The sequence below is a fragment of the Dinoroseobacter shibae DFL 12 = DSM 16493 genome (assembly GCF_000018145.1).
GTDB classification, from domain to species: Bacteria; Pseudomonadota; Alphaproteobacteria; order Rhodobacterales; family Rhodobacteraceae; genus Dinoroseobacter; species Dinoroseobacter shibae.
The window spans coordinates 1,427,323-1,444,129 of record NC_009952.1 but is presented as its reverse complement, the minus strand read 5'-3'; the positions used below and the strand labels follow the sequence as shown (position 1 = coordinate 1,444,129).

16 protein-coding genes are annotated in these 16,807 nt (G+C 65.9%); 12 read left to right on the top strand and 4 right to left on the bottom strand.

From position 1 onward, the window contains the following. Positions 1-29 precede the first annotated feature (29 nt). Positions 30-1,247 carry an FAD-binding domain-containing protein gene (locus DSHI_RS07070; protein WP_012178061.1) on the bottom strand — a complete coding sequence of 406 codons (1,218 nt, stop codon included), beginning with the start codon at positions 1,245-1,247 and terminating at the stop codon, positions 30-32. A gap of 236 nt (positions 1,248-1,483) precedes the next feature. Between DSHI_RS07070 and DSHI_RS07065 the strand changes: the two genes are divergently transcribed. The 3 genes from DSHI_RS07065 to DSHI_RS07055 all read left to right on the top strand — a co-directional run bounded on the left by DSHI_RS07065 (position 1,484) and on the right by DSHI_RS07055 (position 5,134). Beyond that, positions 1,484-2,110: an ATP-dependent Clp protease proteolytic subunit gene (locus tag DSHI_RS07065; RefSeq protein WP_012178060.1), complete on the top strand. Its 627-nt coding sequence runs from the start codon at positions 1,484-1,486 to the stop codon at positions 2,108-2,110. Between the two features lie 207 nt (positions 2,111-2,317). Further along, the gene (gene clpX / locus DSHI_RS07060; RefSeq protein WP_012178059.1) at positions 2,318-3,577 is read left to right on the top strand and encodes an ATP-dependent Clp protease ATP-binding subunit ClpX; all 1,260 of its coding nucleotides are present in this window, start codon (positions 2,318-2,320) and stop codon (positions 3,575-3,577) included. Positions 3,578-3,766: 189 nt separating this feature from the next. After that, complete coding sequence (locus DSHI_RS07055) at positions 3,767-5,134, top strand: hypothetical protein (RefSeq protein ID WP_044027670.1); 1,368 nt, start codon at positions 3,767-3,769, stop codon at positions 5,132-5,134. Positions 5,135-5,137: 3 nt separating this feature from the next. Here the strand turns inward: DSHI_RS07055 and DSHI_RS07050 are convergent, their stop codons facing one another. Further along, the gene (locus DSHI_RS07050; protein WP_012178057.1) at positions 5,138-5,536 is read right to left on the bottom strand and encodes a RidA family protein; all 399 of its coding nucleotides are present in this window, start codon (positions 5,534-5,536) and stop codon (positions 5,138-5,140) included. Positions 5,537-5,774: 238 nt separating this feature from the next. On the opposite strand from DSHI_RS07050, the gene DSHI_RS07045 reads away from it, so the two are divergent. From DSHI_RS07045 to DSHI_RS07005, 9 genes are all read left to right on the top strand, one after another. Then, entirely contained in the window at positions 5,775-6,776 is a 1,002-nt protein-coding gene (locus DSHI_RS07045; RefSeq protein ID WP_012178056.1) for an ABC transporter substrate-binding protein, read from the top strand. A gap of 76 nt (positions 6,777-6,852) precedes the next feature. Continuing rightward, entirely contained in the window at positions 6,853-7,650 is a 798-nt protein-coding gene (locus DSHI_RS07040) for an ABC transporter ATP-binding protein (RefSeq protein ID WP_050757819.1), read from the top strand. Next, positions 7,647-8,504 carry an ABC transporter permease gene (locus DSHI_RS07035; RefSeq protein ID WP_012178054.1) on the top strand — a complete coding sequence of 286 codons (858 nt, stop codon included), beginning with the start codon at positions 7,647-7,649 and terminating at the stop codon, positions 8,502-8,504. Before DSHI_RS07040 ends, DSHI_RS07035 begins: the two co-directional genes overlap by 4 nt. Then, positions 8,504-9,778 (top strand): cytosine deaminase, encoded by a 1,275-nt coding sequence (locus DSHI_RS07030; protein WP_012178053.1) that lies wholly within the window; start codon positions 8,504-8,506, stop codon positions 9,776-9,778. Before DSHI_RS07035 ends, DSHI_RS07030 begins: the two co-directional genes overlap by 1 nt. Continuing rightward, complete coding sequence (locus DSHI_RS07025) at positions 9,775-11,181, top strand: FAD-binding oxidoreductase (RefSeq protein ID WP_012178052.1); 1,407 nt, start codon at positions 9,775-9,777, stop codon at positions 11,179-11,181. Before DSHI_RS07030 ends, DSHI_RS07025 begins: the two co-directional genes overlap by 4 nt. Before the next feature lie 118 nt (positions 11,182-11,299). Continuing rightward, positions 11,300-11,887, top strand: a complete 588-nt coding sequence (locus tag DSHI_RS07020) for an NAD(P)H-dependent oxidoreductase (RefSeq protein WP_012178051.1) — start codon at positions 11,300-11,302, stop codon at positions 11,885-11,887. Continuing rightward, positions 11,887-12,522 carry an NAD(P)H-dependent oxidoreductase gene (locus DSHI_RS07015; RefSeq protein ID WP_012178050.1) on the top strand — a complete coding sequence of 212 codons (636 nt, stop codon included), beginning with the start codon at positions 11,887-11,889 and terminating at the stop codon, positions 12,520-12,522. Before DSHI_RS07020 ends, DSHI_RS07015 begins: the two co-directional genes overlap by 1 nt. Beyond that, positions 12,522-13,424: an isopenicillin N synthase family dioxygenase gene (locus DSHI_RS07010; protein WP_012178049.1), complete on the top strand. Its 903-nt coding sequence runs from the start codon at positions 12,522-12,524 to the stop codon at positions 13,422-13,424. Before DSHI_RS07015 ends, DSHI_RS07010 begins: the two co-directional genes overlap by 1 nt. Next, positions 13,417-14,214 carry a creatininase family protein gene (locus DSHI_RS07005; RefSeq protein ID WP_012178048.1) on the top strand — a complete coding sequence of 266 codons (798 nt, stop codon included), beginning with the start codon at positions 13,417-13,419 and terminating at the stop codon, positions 14,212-14,214. The genes DSHI_RS07010 and DSHI_RS07005 overlap by 8 nt, the downstream gene beginning before the upstream one ends. 56 nt (positions 14,215-14,270) lie before the next feature. Here DSHI_RS07005 and DSHI_RS07000 read toward each other — a convergent pair whose 3' ends face one another. Together DSHI_RS07000 and DSHI_RS06995 are read right to left on the bottom strand one after the other, a co-directional pair. After that, positions 14,271-15,461 carry a type III PLP-dependent enzyme gene (locus tag DSHI_RS07000; RefSeq protein ID WP_044028491.1) on the bottom strand — a complete coding sequence of 397 codons (1,191 nt, stop codon included), beginning with the start codon at positions 15,459-15,461 and terminating at the stop codon, positions 14,271-14,273. Between the two features lie 347 nt (positions 15,462-15,808). Further along, on the bottom strand, positions 15,809-16,798 hold the full coding sequence (locus DSHI_RS06995; RefSeq protein WP_012178046.1) for an ABC transporter substrate-binding protein: 990 nt from the start codon (positions 16,796-16,798) through the stop codon (positions 15,809-15,811). Positions 16,799-16,807: the final 9 nt, after the last annotated feature.

The window sequence follows — 16,807 nt, the reverse complement described above, 5'->3', positions numbered from 1 at the left end:
CGGACGCGGGGGACCGGTGCCGAGCGGGTTCAAGAGGCCAGCGAGAGGCCCTGTCGGCGGGCGATCAGGGCGGGGATCTTTTCCTTGAACTTGAAGAACCCGGCCTTGGCATGGGGCCAGGCGGCGGCATCGTGGTCGCGCAGGACCGGCACCAGCGGCAAATCACTATCGGCAAGGCGCGCGCGCAGCAGATCGCGGGCGGGGCCTTCGGGGGTGTAGGGCATGACGATCTGCGCCGCCCCTGCCCCGCGCGCCCAGGCGCCCAGATCTTCGGGCGCGGGCGTCACCGGACCCAGCCGGTCTGCGTAGCGCGCGCAGGTGCTGTCGAGGGCGGCAGAGGTCCAGTCCGTAACATGGGGCGCCACGGTCAGCGGCGAGCGCGCGGCGGCGCCATCGAGGATCGCGGTGGCCAGGGGCGGGTTGGCCATCTGGTCGAGCACGAAACCCGGCGACAGGTCATCCTCGGTCAGCACCAGCACCCAGGACGCGCTGCGGTCGAAGGTCGGGGTGACAGGTGCGTCATCGGCCGGCGGATGGGGCGGGCCCATCAGGGGGGCGGGATCGGAGGCCAGCTGGTGGACCGGGCGGTGCCGCCCTTCGGTGTATTTCGAGATGTTGGACGCGCGCGCGGCGTAATTCTTGCCCTGGGTCTGCAACCCCGCGACCCAGCGCCAGCTCAGCGTGTTGGAGGCCGCATCCCCGTCGAGCAGATGGCGCAGGAAGAAATCGGCGCCCAGCTCCCAAGGCAGGCGCAGGGTGAAGATCCAGATGGAGGCGAACCACATCCGCGCGTGATTGTGCATGTAGCCGGTCGAGACCAGTTCCCGCGCCCAGGCGTCGAACCCGTCGATGCCCGTCTCGCCCTTGCAGGCGGCCTCCCATTCGGCCCGAAACCCGGATTCCACATGCAGCCGATCGAGCGCCTGGGACAGCCCGCCCTTGTAGGCCATCCAGACCGACGGGCGGCGTTCGAGCCAGCCTTTCCAGTAGGTGCGCCAGTAGACTTCCTGCACGAATTTCTCGGCCGACTTGAGGCTGAAGCGGCCCAGCACGGCATCGAGCACCTCGCCCTCGGTCACCAGCCGGTGGCGCAGATAGGGCGAGAGTTGCGAGACATGGGGGTGCCCCTGCTCGGGCAGGTCGTAGTTGCGCCCACGGGTGTAGTCGCCTGCCGCCTTGGGCAGGAAATCCCGCAGGCGCGCAAGCCCTGCGTCACGGGTCGGGGGGAAGGCTGTGTCCGGTGTCATGGGTCAGGAGCTATCGCGCCCCCGCCCGGGATCAAGGCGCGCCGTGACCCATGGTCGCGAGGCGCGTCTTTTTGCACCGCACCGTGCGCAACGGGGTGTTTTCACAAGCCCGACTTGGGGCCGGAACACGTCCGCGGCAGAAGCGGTCGGATGCTCTTGTACCTCCCCGGACGGGCACATAACATCTTGTTGACACATAAACCTTAGAACCCCCCATACAGACTTGAGGCACCGGCATGCATGATCCCGTAGATACCTACATGAACCTCGTTCCCATGGTGGTCGAACAGACCAGCCGCGGCGAACGGGCCTATGACATCTTCTCACGACTGCTCAAGGAGCGGATCGTGTTCGTGAACGGTCCCGTCCATGACGGGATGAGCCAGCTGGTGGTGGCACAGCTGCTGCACCTGGAGGCGGAGAACCCGTCCAAGGAAATCTCGATGTATATCAACAGCCCCGGTGGCGTGGTGACCTCGGGCCTGTCGATCTATGACACCATGCAATACATCAAGCCGAAGGTCTCCACCCTGGTGGTGGGACAGGCGGCGTCCATGGGGTCGCTTCTGCTGACCGCGGGGGAGAAAGGCATGCGCTTTTCGCTGCCCAACAGCCGGATCATGGTTCACCAGCCCTCGGGCGGCTACCAGGGTCAGGCGACGGACATCATGATTCACGCCCAGGAGACCCAGAAGCTCAAGGATCGGCTGAACCAGATCTACGTCAAGCACACGGGCCAGCCCCTGAAAAAGGTGGTCGATGCCCTGGAGCGCGACAATTTCATGGATGCGGAGCAGGCCAAGGAATGGGGCCTGATCGACGAGATCGTCGAGAGCCGCGCCAACGAGGACACCAGCAAGTAACGCACCCCTTCCGGTGGGGCGGCCCCGGCTGCCCTGCCCTTGCCCCGGCCCCAAAAAATTGTGAAGTCCCAGAGGCCGGGGCGCGCCAATTTTTGGCATTGTGAAGCCCAGAGCCCTGCCCTAGCATGGCCCGAAACGCGCCCCCCTCGCGGCCAGGATGGCTCGATTTGACCGGATCGATCCGGGGGGCAACCGACGAGGTACCCGATGGCGAACAACTCCGGCGACAGCAAGAATACGCTCTACTGCTCCTTCTGCGGCAAGAGTCAGCATGAAGTGCGCAAGCTGATTGCAGGGCCCACCGTGTTCATCTGCGATGAATGCGTCGAGCTGTGCATGGACATCATCCGCGAAGAGACGAAATCATCCGGTCTGAAATCGTCCGAAGGCGTTCCGACGCCGCAGGAGATTTGCGATGTCCTCGATGATTACGTGATCGGCCAGAGCCACGCCAAGCGCGTGCTCTCGGTGGCGGTCCATAACCACTACAAACGTCTGAACCATGCGGGCAAGACGGATATCGAACTGGCCAAGTCCAACATCCTGCTGATCGGGCCCACGGGCTGCGGCAAGACGTTGCTGGCTCAGACGCTGGCGCGGATCCTCGATGTGCCTTTCACCATGGCGGATGCGACGACCCTGACCGAAGCCGGTTATGTGGGCGAGGATGTGGAGAATATCATCCTCAAGCTGCTACAGGCGTCGGAATACAATGTGGAGCGCGCGCAGCGCGGCATCGTCTATATCGACGAGGTCGACAAGATCACCCGCAAGTCCGACAATCCCTCGATCACGCGGGATGTCTCGGGCGAAGGGGTGCAGCAGGCGCTTCTGAAGATCATGGAAGGCACGGTCGCCTCGGTGCCGCCCCAGGGCGGGCGCAAACATCCGCAGCAGGAGTTCCTGCAGGTGGACACGACCAACATCCTGTTCATCTGCGGCGGTGCGTTCGCGGGTCTCGAGAAGATCATCGCGCAGCGCGGCAAGGGCTCTGCCATCGGCTTCGGTGCCGATGTGAAGGAGAACGACACCCGCGGCGTGGGGGAGATGTTCGGCGAGCTGGAGCCGGAGGATCTGCTGAAATTCGGGCTGATCCCGGAATTCGTAGGCCGCCTGCCGGTGATCGCGACCCTCACGGATCTCGACGAGGACGCGCTGGTCACGATCCTGACCCAGCCGAAGAACGCGCTGGTCAAGCAGTACCAGCGGCTCTTCGAGTTGGAGGATGCGCAGCTGACCTTCACCGAGGATGCGCTGAACGCCATCGCCGGGCGCGCGATCGAACGCAAGACCGGGGCACGCGGCCTGCGCTCGATCCTCGAGGACATCCTGCTGAACACGATGTTCGACCTGCCGGGTCTGGACAACGTGGACGAGGTGGTGGTCAACGAAGAGGTCGTCTCGGGCGATGCGCAGCCGCTGCTGATCTATGCCGAGCGCAAGGAAGAGCCCGCCACCGTGGGCTGATCCGGGCCCGCCTTTGGGGCGGTTCCTCGACCAATCACCGGACGCCGCCCTCGCAGGAGGGCGGCGTTTTTCATCCGCGCATTGTCCGTTCGAAGACAGGCACTTGCCCTACGAAGGGCGCGGTCTTGCCCTCCTTTTGCCGCGATGCCACGGTGCAGAAGGGCGATCGATCAACCGAGGACCACCTGCGTGACCAGCCACCGCTATGCCAGCCCCGATGTGATCCTGCTAGATATCCCGGGCACGGGGGCGCAGGCCTTGCGGGACAGCTTCGGCGCGGCGGTGGAGACGCGGCTGAGCACCGGATTCGACGCGCCGGGGGTGCCCCGGATCGCTGCCGTGCGGCACCCGCTGGTGCGGATGGCGCGGATCATCGCGCAGTTTCGCGATGGCGAGAGCCCCGGTGCCAAGCCGCGCCTGCCCGGCCTGACATGGGAGGGCGCGCTGGAGATCCTGGAGAACCCGCGCACGCCCTGTGATCACAGCCGGTCCTATCCGCAGGCCCAGCTCAAGGCGTGCCTTGCGCCGCAGACCCACCCGATCCGGCGGTTGCACGAGGCCGATCACCTGATCCGCGCCGAATGTTTCGCCCAGGACTACGCCCGCGCGGCGGAGGCTTGCGCCCTGCCCATGCCCGCGCGCATCGTGGCCCATGCGCCGCTGCCCGAGATGTCACCCGAAGTGCAGGCGCGCGCCCTGCGCTTCTACAAGCGCGACTTCGAGATCCTCGGCTACCGTCCCGATGCGGATCGGCCGGTGCAGCCCGCTTCCATGCCGGAGGCGCCGGGTGCGCAGGTCTGGGACCTGTGGCCTGCCTTCTTCGAGCAGCGCGACCTGCGCGCGGACGCGGCCGCGGCGGCCCTGCCGATGCCGGGCGTGCCGCTCGCCCCCTTCGCCAGCAGCCTGACCGGCGGGCGTCGCGGCAAGACCTGGGCCGGGCGGGAGGCGAACCTGATCCGGCATTTCCGAAAATTGCAGCCCGAGTTTGCCGACCAGTCCCGGTTGGCGCATCTGCTGGGCGCCGTGATCGTGGTGATGCGCCGGGTGCCGGATTGCCGCGAGGCGCATGCGCTTTTCAGTCAAATCACAGATGCTTATGCGTCGAAGCTTGCGCAAGAGATGAAGCTGCGCTGGCTGGTGTCGGTCTGCGACAGCTTCGCCGATCACGGGGCGAGCCAGGCCCAGCGGGCCATGGGCATCGCCGGAAGCCTGCTGGCCAACACCCTGAAACTGACCGAGACGGAGCGCAAGATTTACGACATCCCGCGCCCCTGGCCGCCCAAGGCGCGTTGGGGCAAGGGCGGCGCGCTGTTCGACGGGATGATCTCCTACTGGGTGGAGAAGGGCGAGATGATCGACCTGATGACCGCGCGGCTGGAGGCGGTCTGCGCGGGCGACCCCCAGGCCGGACCGTTCACCCGCGAGATCCTGGCCCGCGCCCATCGCCACAATACCGTCTACCGGCGGCTGGTCTCGCTTGCGGGCAAGCCCGCGCCGCCTCGGCTCGACCCTGAGTTGCAAAAGGATCTGCGCAAGCTGGTGCAGGAGCTGCTCTGACGCTCAGGGCATCTGTGCGGCGATCAGCTCGATCTCGACCTTGAACTCCGGGCGGGTGAAGCCCGACACGATCATCAGGGTCGAGGCCGGCAGGTGATCGGGCACCGCCGAGAGCCAGGCGTCCCGCGCGGCCATGTAGCCGGTCATGTGGGTGCGGTCGGTGACATAGGCGTTGATCCGCACCACGTCCGCCCGCCCCATCCCGCCTTCCGCCAGCACCGCGTCGAGATTGGCGAAACACAGGGCGGCCTGGGCCTCGGCACTGTCGGGGGCCACGTCATCGGGTCCGATCCCCAACTGCCCCGAACAGACCACGAGCCGCGCCCCCGCGGGCACCTCGACCCCGTGGGCATAGCGCGCAAAGGGCGGACGGATCGTATCGGGACTGAGCGGGCGCAGCATGGCGGGCCTCCTAAGAACGGAACCATGACGTGACGCTGTCAGAGCAGAGGCGCGATGACCAGTCCGGACCCGTCATGCATCACCCCGGAAGCGCCCAGTTTTTGACCCTCCCGCCCGAAATGGGAGCGTTTGCGCCGCCTAATTAGGCAGAATCATTGAGTATCGCGCATGATTTGATGCCAAACTGCGCGCATGCTCTATTTTCAAAAAAAAGCAAATACACCCGACAGGAGATCCCATGACACGTACAACCACTTCGCTTCTGGCGATCGCGCTCGTATGCGGCGCCTCCGCTGCCTCTGCCGAGAACGCCAAGGTCGTCTTCGGCACCAACTGGCTGGCCCAGGCCGAGCATGGCGGGTTCTACCAGTCCGTGGCCGACGGCACCTATGCCGCTTGTGGTCTGGATGTCGAGATCATCTCGGGCGGCCCGCAGGTCAACAACCGGGCCCTGATGCTGGCGGGCCGGATCGACTATCACATGGGCGGAGACATGCTGCAGGCGTTCAACGCGGTGAAGGAGGACATTCCCGTCGTCATGGTCGCCGCGACCTTCCAGAAGCATCCGCAGGTGATCCTTGCCCACCCGGGCGAGGCCGACAGTTGGGAAGAGCTGAAGGATCTCACCCTGTTGATCGGGGATAATGGCTTCACGTCCTACTACCAGTGGATGATCGCCGAGCACGGATTCACCGTGGAGCAGCGCCAGCCCTATACGTTCAATCCCGCGCCCTTCATCGCGGACAAGCGCGTGGGCATGCAGGGCTATCTCAGCTCCGAACCCTTCGCGGTCGAAAAGGAGGCCGGGTTCAAGCCCAACGTGTTCCTGATCGCCGATGCGGGCTTTTCCAGCTACGCCACCATGGTCGAGACCATGCAGGCCACGATCGACGAGAAGCCCGAGCAGGTGAAGTGCTTCGTCGAGGGATCGATCAAGGGCTGGTACAATTATCTCTACGGCGATCCGTCCGCGGCCAACGAACTGATCAAGGCGGCGAACCCGGACATGACCGATGACAAGCTCGCCTTTGCGCGCAACATGATGAAGGACGAGGGCATCGTGGACAGCGGCGACGCACTGGAGATGGGCATCGGCGCGATCAACCCGGACGTGGTGGCCGATTTCTACGCCAAGATGGTCAAGGCCGGGGTGATCGAGGACGGGCTCGACATCGCGGCGAGCTATACCACACAGTTCGTGAACCAGGGTTTGGGCATGGATCTCAAGCCCGGCGGCTGAGACCAGCCTGTCGAGACCTGTCGCGCGGCCCGGGATACGGGGCGCGCGATCCTGTGAAGTTCGTATGAAAGACGCAATGACCCTCGCCACTGCTGCACCGCTTGCGCCGCTCGATGCCCGTCCCCCGGTCCTGACGCTGTCCGGGGTGGACAAGATTTTCAACGGCGACGTGGTGGCCCTGCGCGACCTGAGCCTGACGATCAACCAGGGGGATTTCATGTCCCTGCTGGGCCCCTCGGGCTGTGGCAAGTCCACGGCGCTGCGGATCATCGCCGACCTGTTGCATCCGACGCGCGGATCGGTGGACTGGACCGGGCAGCATGACACGGGCGATCTGGGCGTGGTGTTCCAGGAACCGACCCTGATGCCCTGGGCCACGGTGGCGCAGAACACCTACCTGCCCTACCGGCTGCGCGGCAAACCCTACAACGCGGTCAAGGACGAGGTGCTGGAGGCGTTGAAACTCGTCGGTCTGGAGAAATTCCAGAATGCCTATCCAAGGGAGCTGTCGGGGGGCATGAAGATGCGGGTGTCCATTGCGCGGGCCATGGTCACGCGGCCCCGGCTGATCCTGATGGACGAGCCCTTCGCGGCCCTGGACGAGATCACAAGGTTCAAACTGAACAACGACCTTCTGGCCCTGAAGGAAAAGATCGGCTGCACGGTGATCTTCGTGACCCATTCGGTGTTCGAAAGCGTGTTCCTGTCGGACCGGATCGTGGTCATGGCGGCGCGGCCCGGGCGGGTGCTGCGCGAGGTGCAGGTCGACGCGCCCTACCCGCGCACCGAGACCTTCCGCACCAGCCCCGAATACGCCGCCCATTGCCGGGCGGCCTCCGATGCCCTGCAAGAAGCGATTGGAGCAGCAGCATGAGCCTTGCGGACCCGAGCCCCCTCGTGGACACGCCCGACGCCGACGAGCAGGCGCGCCTGCGCGCCCGCCGGATCGAGAGGATCGGCAAATGGTCCCTGCCGGTGATCGTCATGGCCCTGGGGATCTTCCTGTGGGACCGGATCGTGGTCTGGAACGAGATCCCCCATTACATCCTGCCGGGCCCGGGGCGGGTTCTGGACACGCTGATCGCCGATTGGGGGATCCTTTACGAGGCGTCGCTACTGACCGCCCGGACGACCATTCTGGCACTGCTTCTCGCCGTGATCGGGGGCGCAGGCCTCGCGATCCTGTTCAACCAGTCGAAAATGGTTGAGATGAGCTTCTACCCCTATGCGGTGATCCTGCAGGTGACCCCCGTGGTATCCATCGCGCCGCTGATCTTCATCTATGTCGACAGCAAGACCGCCGGAATGCTGCTCTGTGCGTGGATCGTGGCGTTCTTTCCGGTGCTCAGCTCCACCACGCTGGGCCTGAACTCGGTCGATCACAACCTGCGCGATCTGTTTCGCATCTATGGCGCGACCCGGTGGCAAAAGCTTTGGATGTTGCAGCTGCCTTCGGCGCTGCCCTATTTCCTCGGCGGGCTGAAGATCGCGGGCGGTCTGTCTCTGATCGGGGCGGTGGTGGCCGAGCTGGTCGCGGGCACGGGCGGGGTCGGCGCGGGGCTGGCCGCGCGGATCCAGGAGGCAGGCTACCGCCTGAATATCGCGCGGATGTTCGCGGCGCTCAGCCTGGTCGCGGCCATGGGGGTTTTCATCTTTGCAGCCCTGTCGGTTCTCAGTCATATGCTGTTGCACAAATGGCATGAGAGTGCCCTGACACGGGAGGGATGATGGACTACCGCGCATTGCCCAGCGGCGCCTTTACGATGACGAACGTGCATGTGCCCGCCTGCCTTTTGGGGCAGGACGGGGACCTGGTCAGGACCGAGATTTCCATCGATGCCCAAGGCGACCTGTCGGAGCCGCAGCCCATCGCGGTGGACATGGAAGGCGCGCTCGTGCTGCCGTGCTTCACCGACATGCACACCCATCTGGACAAGGGCCATATCTGGGGGCGCAGTCCGAACCCCGACGGTACGTTCATGGGCGCGCTCAGCACCGTGGCCGAAGACCGCGCGGCGCGCTGGTCGGCTGAGGATGTGCGGCGCCGGATGAGCTTTGCCCTGCGCTGCGCCTATGCCCACGGGACGCGGGCGATCCGCACGCATCTCGACAGCATTCCGCCGCAGGACGGGATCTCCTTTCCGCTCTTTCGCGACATGCAGGCCGAGTGGGCCGGCCGGATCGAGTTGCAGGCGGTCTGCCTGATCGGCTGCGATCACTTCTCGACCGACGGGCCGTTCAAGGCCACCGCCGATCGGGTGGCCGAGACCCCCGGCGGGGTTCTGGGCATGGTGACCTACCCGGTGCCGGACCTGATCGACCGGCTGCGCGGCTTCTTCGCCATGGCCGCCGAGCGGGGCCTTGCCGCCGATTTCCACGTGGACGAAACCATGGATCCGTCGTCCGAGACCCTGCGCGCGATTGCCGAGACCGCCCATGAGGTGGGGTTCGACGCGCCGATCACCGTTGGCCATTGCTGCTCGCTCGGCACGCAAGACGAGGCCCGGGCGCTGGACACGCTGGACCTGGTCGCGCAGGTGGGGATCAACGTGGTGTCGCTGCCCTTGTGCAACCTCTACTTGCAGGACCGTCATGCGGGCCGGACCCCGCGCGGGCGCGGCATCACGCTCGTGCACGAGATGATGGCGCGGGACATTCCCGTGGCCTTTGCCTCGGACAACACCCGCGATCCGTTCTACGCCTATGGCGACATGGACATGGTCGAGGTGATGCGGGAGGCGACGCGGATCGGGCATCTCGATCACGGGCGCTTCGACTGGGTGCGGGCCTTCACCGCGACCCCGGCGGCGATCTGCGGCTTCGACGCGCCGAGCCTTGCGCCCGGCGCGCCTGCGGACCTGGTGATCACCCGCGCGCGGAGCTGGAACGAGTTCTTCTCCCGCCCGCAAAGCGACCGGATCGTGCTGCGCGGTGGCGAGCCCATCGACCGCACCCTGCCCGATTACGCAGAACTGGACGACCTGATGGAGACGCCCCAATGACCATGCCCGACAACGTGGCCGCCGCGAAGGCCGCCCTCGCCCATCTCGATATCGAGCAGAACGAGAACGCGATTAAATCCAAGAGCCGAGATTTCTTCTGGTACTCGCCGGTGTTGAAGGCGCGGATGGATCACCTGGTCGCCGACTTCGTGGTCAGCCCGCGCAATGAGGCCGAGGTGATCGAGGTGCTGCGGATCTGCTATGCCCATGACGTGCCGGTCACCACGCGCGGTGCGGGCACCGGGAATTACGGCCAGGCCATGCCCATGCGCGGCGGCTGCGTCATGCATCTGCGGCATATGACGGGCGTCAAGGAAATCGCGCCGGGTCGCGTGATCTGCGAGCCGGGGATTCTGCTGAAGGATCTCGATGCCGCCTGCAAGGCGGACTCGGGTCAGGAAATCCGCATGTTTTCCTCCACCTGGGCCACGGCCACCATCGGCGGGTTCATCGCCGGGGGTTCCGGCGGGGTCGGCTCCTGCACCTGGGGATCCCTGCGCGATCTCGGCAACATCATCCGGTTGCGCGTCGTGACCATGGAGGAAGAGCCGCGGGTGCTGGAATTCCGCGGCGAAGAACTGGCGCGCGTGTCCCACGCCTACGGCACCAACGGGATCATCACCGAGATCGAGATGCCGCTGGCCCCGGCCTATGACTGGGTCGAGATGTTCGTGGCCTGCGAGGATTTCATGGACGCCGCGCGGTTTGCCGAGGAACTGGCCAATGAGGACGGCATCCTGATCAAGCTCGCCAGCGTTTACGAAGCCCCCGCGCCCTTCGACTATTTCCAGCGGCTGAAGGGGCATGTGACCGACAAGGACACGGTCATCGGCCTGATGGTTGCCCCGCACTCCATGGACGGGTTCGAGACCTTCCTCGGGCGGCGGCCGCAGGCGCGGGTGATCTATCGCTCCGACGACAATGACTGGGCGCGCGGGCCCGGGCCGGTGTTCGAATATGGCTGGAACCACACGACCCTGCGCGCGCTCAAGGTCGACCCGAGCATCACCTATCTGCAGGTGCGCTATGGCTTCCCCGAGCATCTGAACCTGGTTGAGAAGATGCGCGACGAGTTCAGCCCGGAGGTGTTGCAGCATCTCGAAGTGCTGCGCGAGAATGGCAAGGTGATGTTCGCGGGGCTGAGCCTGGTGAAATTCACCACCGAGGCGCGGCTGGACGAGATCGTGCGCATCCACGAGGAGGCAGGTGCCATGATCTTCAACCCGCATCGCTACACCCTGGAGGAAGGCGGGAGGCAGACCGTGGATGACCGACAGCTGGCCTTCAAGCGCGAGGCGGACCCCAAGGGATTGCTCAACCCGGGCAAGATGATCGCCTGGGACGATCCCGATTTCGATTTTTCGGAAATGTACGCCTATCCGAAGATGACGGCGGCGGAGTGACCCGCGGTTTTCAAAATGTGGGCTGCGCCCAGGGCAATACACGCGTCTGGGGGGCTTTGCCCCCCGGCTGCGCCGCAGCCTCCCCCCAGGATATTTTCGGACTTGAGTGGCGCTGGACATGAGCCTCGGGCGGGTTCTGGTGCTGGCCGCGCACCCTTGTGCGGAGAGTTTTTCGCAGGCCTTGCACCGGACGGTGGTGGAGACATTGCGCGCGCGTGGCTGGGAGGTGGACGATTGCGATCTTTATGCCGAAGGGTTCGATCCGGTCCTGTCGGAGGCGGAGCGGCGCGGCTATCACACTTCCCCCGACAACATCGCCCCGGTCGCCGACTACGTCGCGCGGGTGCGGGCGGCGGATGCGTTGGTGATGGTGTTCCCGGTGTGGAATTTCGGCTATCCCGCCATTCTGAAAGGCTTTCTCGACCGGGTCTTCCTGCCGGACGTGTCCTTCAAACTGGTGGATGGCAAGGTCCGGCCCAATCTGACGCATATCAAACGGCTGGCGGCTGTGACAACTTACGGGGGTACGCGTACCCGTGCGTTGCTCGCAGGGGACCCGCCCCGTCATTGCGTCAAGCGGGCTGTCTGGCACGTTTGTCGCCCGTTCAAGATGCGGTACCTCGCGCTTTATGACATGAACCGCGCGAGCGATGCCAAGAGGGCCGCTTTCCTGTCGAAGGTGACCCGGGAGATGGAGGCTTTCTGATGCGCGCCTTGGTCGTGTATTGCCATCCCAAAGAGGGAAGTTTCAACGCCGCCGTGCGGGACACGGTTCTGGACAAGCTGCAGCGCCGGGGGGCGGAGGTGCGGCTGATCGATCTCTATCAACGTCAGTTCGATCCGATCCTGCCGGCCTGCGAGTTCGATGCCTATCTCGACTGCCCGGCGAATGTGGCGCCTGTCGCCCGCGACGTGGCGGACCTGCGCTGGGCCGATACGCTGATCTTCGTCTATCCGACCTGGTGGTACGGGCTGCCCGCGATGCTGAAAGGCTGGCTCGACCGGGTGCTTCTGCCCGATGTCGCCTTCCTGATGCCCGATGCGGAGAACAAGGATATCCGGCCCGGTCTGACCAACATCACCTCCATGGGGGTTTTCACCACCTGCGGGGCGAGCCGGTGGTTGACCTCGCTGGTGGGCGCACCCGGACGGCGGACGCTCACGCGCGGCGTGCGGCTGATCTGCGCCAAGGGGTGCAAGGTGCATTTTGCAGCCCATTACCTGATGGACAGCTCGACCCCGGAAAGCCGGGCGGCGCATCTCGTGAAGGTGGGCAAGGCCATGGACAAGCTGATCGGTAAGGCACCCTCCCGCAGGGGCAACAAGACGGCGGTGGCGTGATGGAGGTTCCGGTTCTCGACGGCGCGAAGCTGACGCGCGACCCGCAGGGGCTGGCTGCGGAGCTTGGGGCCGCGGCGCGCGGGCCCGGGTTCTTCCTGCTGACCGAGCACGGTATCCCCGAGGCCCTGATCACGGCGGTCTTTGCCGAGGGGGACCGGTTCTTCGACCTGCCGAGCGCCGAGAAGGCGCGCGTGGCGATCGATGCCACCAACCGGGGCTGGGCCGCGGAGGGCACCGAGCGGCTGGATCCCGAAGGCGGGGCTGTGGACCGCAAGGAAGCGTTCAACATGGGGCTCGACCTGGCGGCGGACGACCCGCGCGTCCTGGCGGGGGAGCCGTTTCGGGCGGCCAATCGCTGGCCGAAGCTGCCGGGTTTTGCGCCGACGCTGCGCCGCTATTTCGAGGCAGTTCAGGCCTTGGGCGTGCAGGTGATGAGGCTGGTGGCGCGCGACCTGGGCCTTGCGCCGGACCATTTCGACCGCGATTTCGATGCGCCCATGGCGACGCTGCGGCTGTTGCGGTATCCTGCGGGCGATCCGGCCGCCGGTATCGGCGCGGGCGCGCATACGGATTACGGGGCGCTGACCTTCTTGCGCACCGACGGTGTTCCCGGGTTGCAGCTGCGGGTGCGCGGCTCGGACGCCTGGACGGACGTGCCCGATGTGCCCGGGGCCTATATCGTCAATATCGGTGACTGCCTGATGCGCTGGTCGAACGACACCTATGTCTCGACCCCGCACCGGGTGTTGCCGCCGCCGCGCCCGCGCCGGTCGCTGGCCTTCTTCCTCGACCCCAATCCCGATGCGGTGATCTCCGCCCTGCCCGGCACCGGTGCGCCGAAATACCCCGAGACCACGGGTGCGGATTACCTGCGCAGCCGTCTGGAGGCGACCTATGGCTGAGCGACGGCATTGGTGGGCGGAGTACCGCACGACGGAGTTTGACGGTCTGGACCCGGAACGTGTTATCGCGATCCTGCCCACGGCCGCGATCGAGCAGCACGGACCGCACCTGCCCACGGGCACCGATACGATGATCATGGCCGGGATGCTGGACGCGCTCTGCGCCGCTTTGCCCGAGGACCTGAACATCCGCATTTTGCCGATCCAGGCGGTGGGCAAGTCGAACGAGCATATCCACGCCCCCGGCACCCTGACCCTGGAGGCGGAGACCGCCCTTGGTGCCTGGCGGGAAACCGGTCTGTCGGTCGCGCGCGCGGGGCTGCGCAAGATCGTCTGCGTCAACTCCCATGGCGGCAACCTGGACCTGGTGTCGATCCTCAGCCGCGAGCTTCGCGTGCGGGCCGGGATGTTGGCGGTGAAGACCCAGTGGATGAGCTTCGGCACGCCGGAGGGGATGTATTCCGACACCGAGCGCGCCTTCGGCATCCATGGCGGGGATGTGGAAACCTCGCTGATGCTGCATTTCCAGCCCCATACCGTGGACATGGCGCAGGCGCGGAATTTCGCCTCGACTGCCCAGGGCGCCCCGATCTCGCCCATCGGGCCGGTGAGCCTGGGCTGGGTGTCGTCGGACCTGAACGCCGCCGGCACCGTGGGCGATGCCAGTGCCGCCACCGCCGCCAAGGGGGAGGCGACCTGTGCCCATCAGGTGGGGGGCATGATCGACCTGCTCAGGAAGCTGCGCGACCTGCCCCTGGACGGGATCGCGCCAACCTACCCTGATCTCTGACACGAGGCGGCGCCACGCCCTTCTGCCGAAGCAGGCGCCGCCTCGGTGCCCGCGGCTCAGATCACGATCAGATCGAGCGGCGGGAAGCCGTTGAAGCCCACGCTGGAATAGGTGGTGGTGTAGGCTCCGGTGGCCTTGATCAGGATGCGGTCGCCCGATTGCAGCGCCATGGGCAGGTGCACGGGCCGCTGCTCGTAGAGCACATCGGCGCTGTCGCAGGAGGGACCGGCCATGATGCAGGGGCCGGTTTCGCCGCCGTCATGGGGGGTGACGAACTGGTAGCGGATCGCCTCTTCCATGGTTTCGGCCAGACCCGAGAACTTGCCGATATCCAGGTACACCCAGCGACACAGATCGTCCTCGGATTTGCGCGACACCAGCAGCACTTCGGCCACGATCATGCCCGCTTCGGCCACCAGACCCCGGCCCGGCTCCGCCATCACGGTGGCATCGCCGAACCGCGCCCGCACCAGCGCGCCGACGCGCCCGGCATAGGTCTCGGCCTCCAGGATCGGATCGCCGTAGAATGCCGGGAAGCCGCCGCCGATATTGATCAGGTTGAGGTCATGGCCCCGGGCGCGGCCCGCGTGCCAGATCTCGGCCATCTGGTCGAGCGTGTCGGACCACATGCCGGGATCGCGGGTCTGGGAGCCCACGTGGAAGCTCAGGCCCACCGGGCGCAGGCCGAGAAACGCCGCGCGGTCCATCAGGCGCAGGGCGGTGTCGGGCGCGCAGCCGAACTTGCGCGACAGCGGCCAGTCGGCCCCGGTCGCCCCCACCAGCACACGCAGGAAGACCCGCGCGCCCGGCGCATGGGCGGCGATCTTGTCCAGCTCGGCCTCGGCATCGGCCGCAAAGAGGTCGATCCCGTGGGCATGGGCGAAGGCGATGTCCGAAGGACGCTTGATCGTGTTGCCAAAGGAGATCCGCGCCGCGGTGGCCCCGGCGGCCAGGGCCAGTTCGATCTCGCCGCGGGAGGCCGCGTCGAAGCCGCACCCCTCGGCCGCCAGCGCGCGCAGGATCTCGGGCGCCGGGTTGGCCTTCATCGCGTAATGGATCAGCGTCCCCTGCCCCAGGCCATGCGCCAGCGCGTGGTATTTCGCCACCACCGCATCGCAGTCGAGCACCAGCGTCGGACGGTCGAAGATCCGGCCGTCGATGAAGCCGCGCAGACGCGATTCCACGGTTTCGATGGGTGCAAGGGGACGGGAACGGGCGAGCCCGGTTACGTAAGCGTTCATGGTCATCTCCATCAGACCCGGGCCCCAGAGGTCCCGACCAGTACCAAAGAAGACGTTACCGTCGCTACATAACCTGCTTGGACCTTTTGCGGTCCGCCCCGGCAGAGGCGCGTGCGTTGGCGTCACTGCGGCGCGATATGAGACCAAACCCGAGTCGGAGCAAGAGAATTTTTCGCCTTTCGCGGAATTTTTTCCATGCGGGGCCGGTGTGGTGGACCCGCGGGGGAGGCACCGCTAATTGTAGAGGGCGCCGCGTCGGCATCTATTAGGAGTATCCGTCCGCCATATGGCCGGCGGACACGAAAAACCCCGCGCGCCGATCCGGCGCGCGGGGCTAGCTCAGGACCGTCGGATCAGTTCAGCGCCGCATCCGTGATCGCGTGGGTCCAGGCCCCTTCGGGCTGCCTGGTGATCACCGGGTCCGATCCGCCCGCCAGCAGCGTCGCAACGGTGCGTTCGTAATCGGCCGGATCCAGCGCCCCGTTGGAGCCCGCGGTCAGCTTCGCGACCTCGCCCATCATGCGCTTCTGATGGCTTTCGGTCTGCGCCCCTGTCGCGTCGTTGTCGAGCACGATCTCGGCGGCTTCCTCGGGGTTCTCCTCGGCGTATTTCCAGCCGCGCATAGAGGCCCGCACGAAGCGCACCATCTTGTCCTCGAAGGCCGGGTCGGAGAGATTCTCTTCCAGCACGTAGAGCCCGTCTTCCAGCGTCGCGACGCCCTGGTCCTCGTACTTGAAGGTGACCAGTTCGTCCGGGTCCACGCCCGCATCGATCACCTGCCAGTATTCGTTATAGGTCATGGTGGAGATACAGTCCGCCTGCCGTTGCAGGAGCGGGTCGACATTGAAGCCCTGCTTGAGCACCTCGACCCCGGTTTCGGACTTGCCCTCGGTGGAGATGCCGAGCTGGCTCATCCAGGACATGAACGGAAACTCGTTGCCAAAGAACCACACGCCCAGGGTCCGGTTGGACAGGTCGGCGGGCGTCTCGATCCCGGCATCCTTCCAGCAGGTCAGCATCATGCCCGACGATTTGAACGGCTGGGCGATATTGACCAGCGGCAGGCCCTTTTCCCGGGCGGCGAGCGCGGCAGGCATCCACTCGACGGTGACATCCGCGCCGCCCCCGGCGAGCACCTGTGTCGGCGCGATGTCCGGCCCGCCCGGCAGGATCGTCACGTCGAGGTTCTCCTCCTCGTAGAACCCCTTGTCGAGCGCCACGTAATAGCCTGCGAACTGGGCCTGGGTGACCCATTTCAGTTGCAGCTTCACCTCGTCCGCGGCTTGCGCGGCGCCTGCCCCCACAAGGGCGGCGATCCCCAATCCGATCATCGTCGATTTCATACTGGTAAC

Coding starts and splice junctions, on each gene's coding strand:
- DSHI_RS07020 (WP_012178051.1), top strand. CDS start 11,300: ATGAGCCTCGGGCGGGTTCTGGTGCTGGCCGCGCACCCTTGTGCGGAG.
- clpX (WP_012178059.1), top strand. CDS start 2,318: ATGGCGAACAACTCCGGCGACAGCAAGAATACGCTCTACTGCTCCTTC.
- DSHI_RS07065 (WP_012178060.1), top strand. CDS start 1,484: ATGCATGATCCCGTAGATACCTACATGAACCTCGTTCCCATGGTGGTC.
- DSHI_RS07000 (WP_044028491.1), bottom strand. CDS start 15,461: ATGACCATGAACGCTTACGTAACCGGGCTCGCCCGTTCCCGTCCCCTT.
- DSHI_RS07025 (WP_012178052.1), top strand. CDS start 9,775: ATGACCATGCCCGACAACGTGGCCGCCGCGAAGGCCGCCCTCGCCCAT.
- DSHI_RS07040 (WP_050757819.1), top strand. CDS start 6,853: ATGACCCTCGCCACTGCTGCACCGCTTGCGCCGCTCGATGCCCGTCCC.
- DSHI_RS07050 (WP_012178057.1), bottom strand. CDS start 5,536: ATGCTGCGCCCGCTCAGTCCCGATACGATCCGTCCGCCCTTTGCGCGC.
- DSHI_RS06995 (WP_012178046.1), bottom strand. CDS start 16,798: ATGAAATCGACGATGATCGGATTGGGGATCGCCGCCCTTGTGGGGGCA.
- DSHI_RS07045 (WP_012178056.1), top strand. CDS start 5,775: ATGACACGTACAACCACTTCGCTTCTGGCGATCGCGCTCGTATGCGGC.
- DSHI_RS07015 (WP_012178050.1), top strand. CDS start 11,887: ATGCGCGCCTTGGTCGTGTATTGCCATCCCAAAGAGGGAAGTTTCAAC.
- DSHI_RS07070 (WP_012178061.1), bottom strand. CDS start 1,247: ATGACACCGGACACAGCCTTCCCCCCGACCCGTGACGCAGGGCTTGCG.
- DSHI_RS07030 (WP_012178053.1), top strand. CDS start 8,504: ATGGACTACCGCGCATTGCCCAGCGGCGCCTTTACGATGACGAACGTG.
- DSHI_RS07010 (WP_012178049.1), top strand. CDS start 12,522: ATGGAGGTTCCGGTTCTCGACGGCGCGAAGCTGACGCGCGACCCGCAG.
- DSHI_RS07005 (WP_012178048.1), top strand. CDS start 13,417: ATGGCTGAGCGACGGCATTGGTGGGCGGAGTACCGCACGACGGAGTTT.
- DSHI_RS07035 (WP_012178054.1), top strand. CDS start 7,647: ATGAGCCTTGCGGACCCGAGCCCCCTCGTGGACACGCCCGACGCCGAC.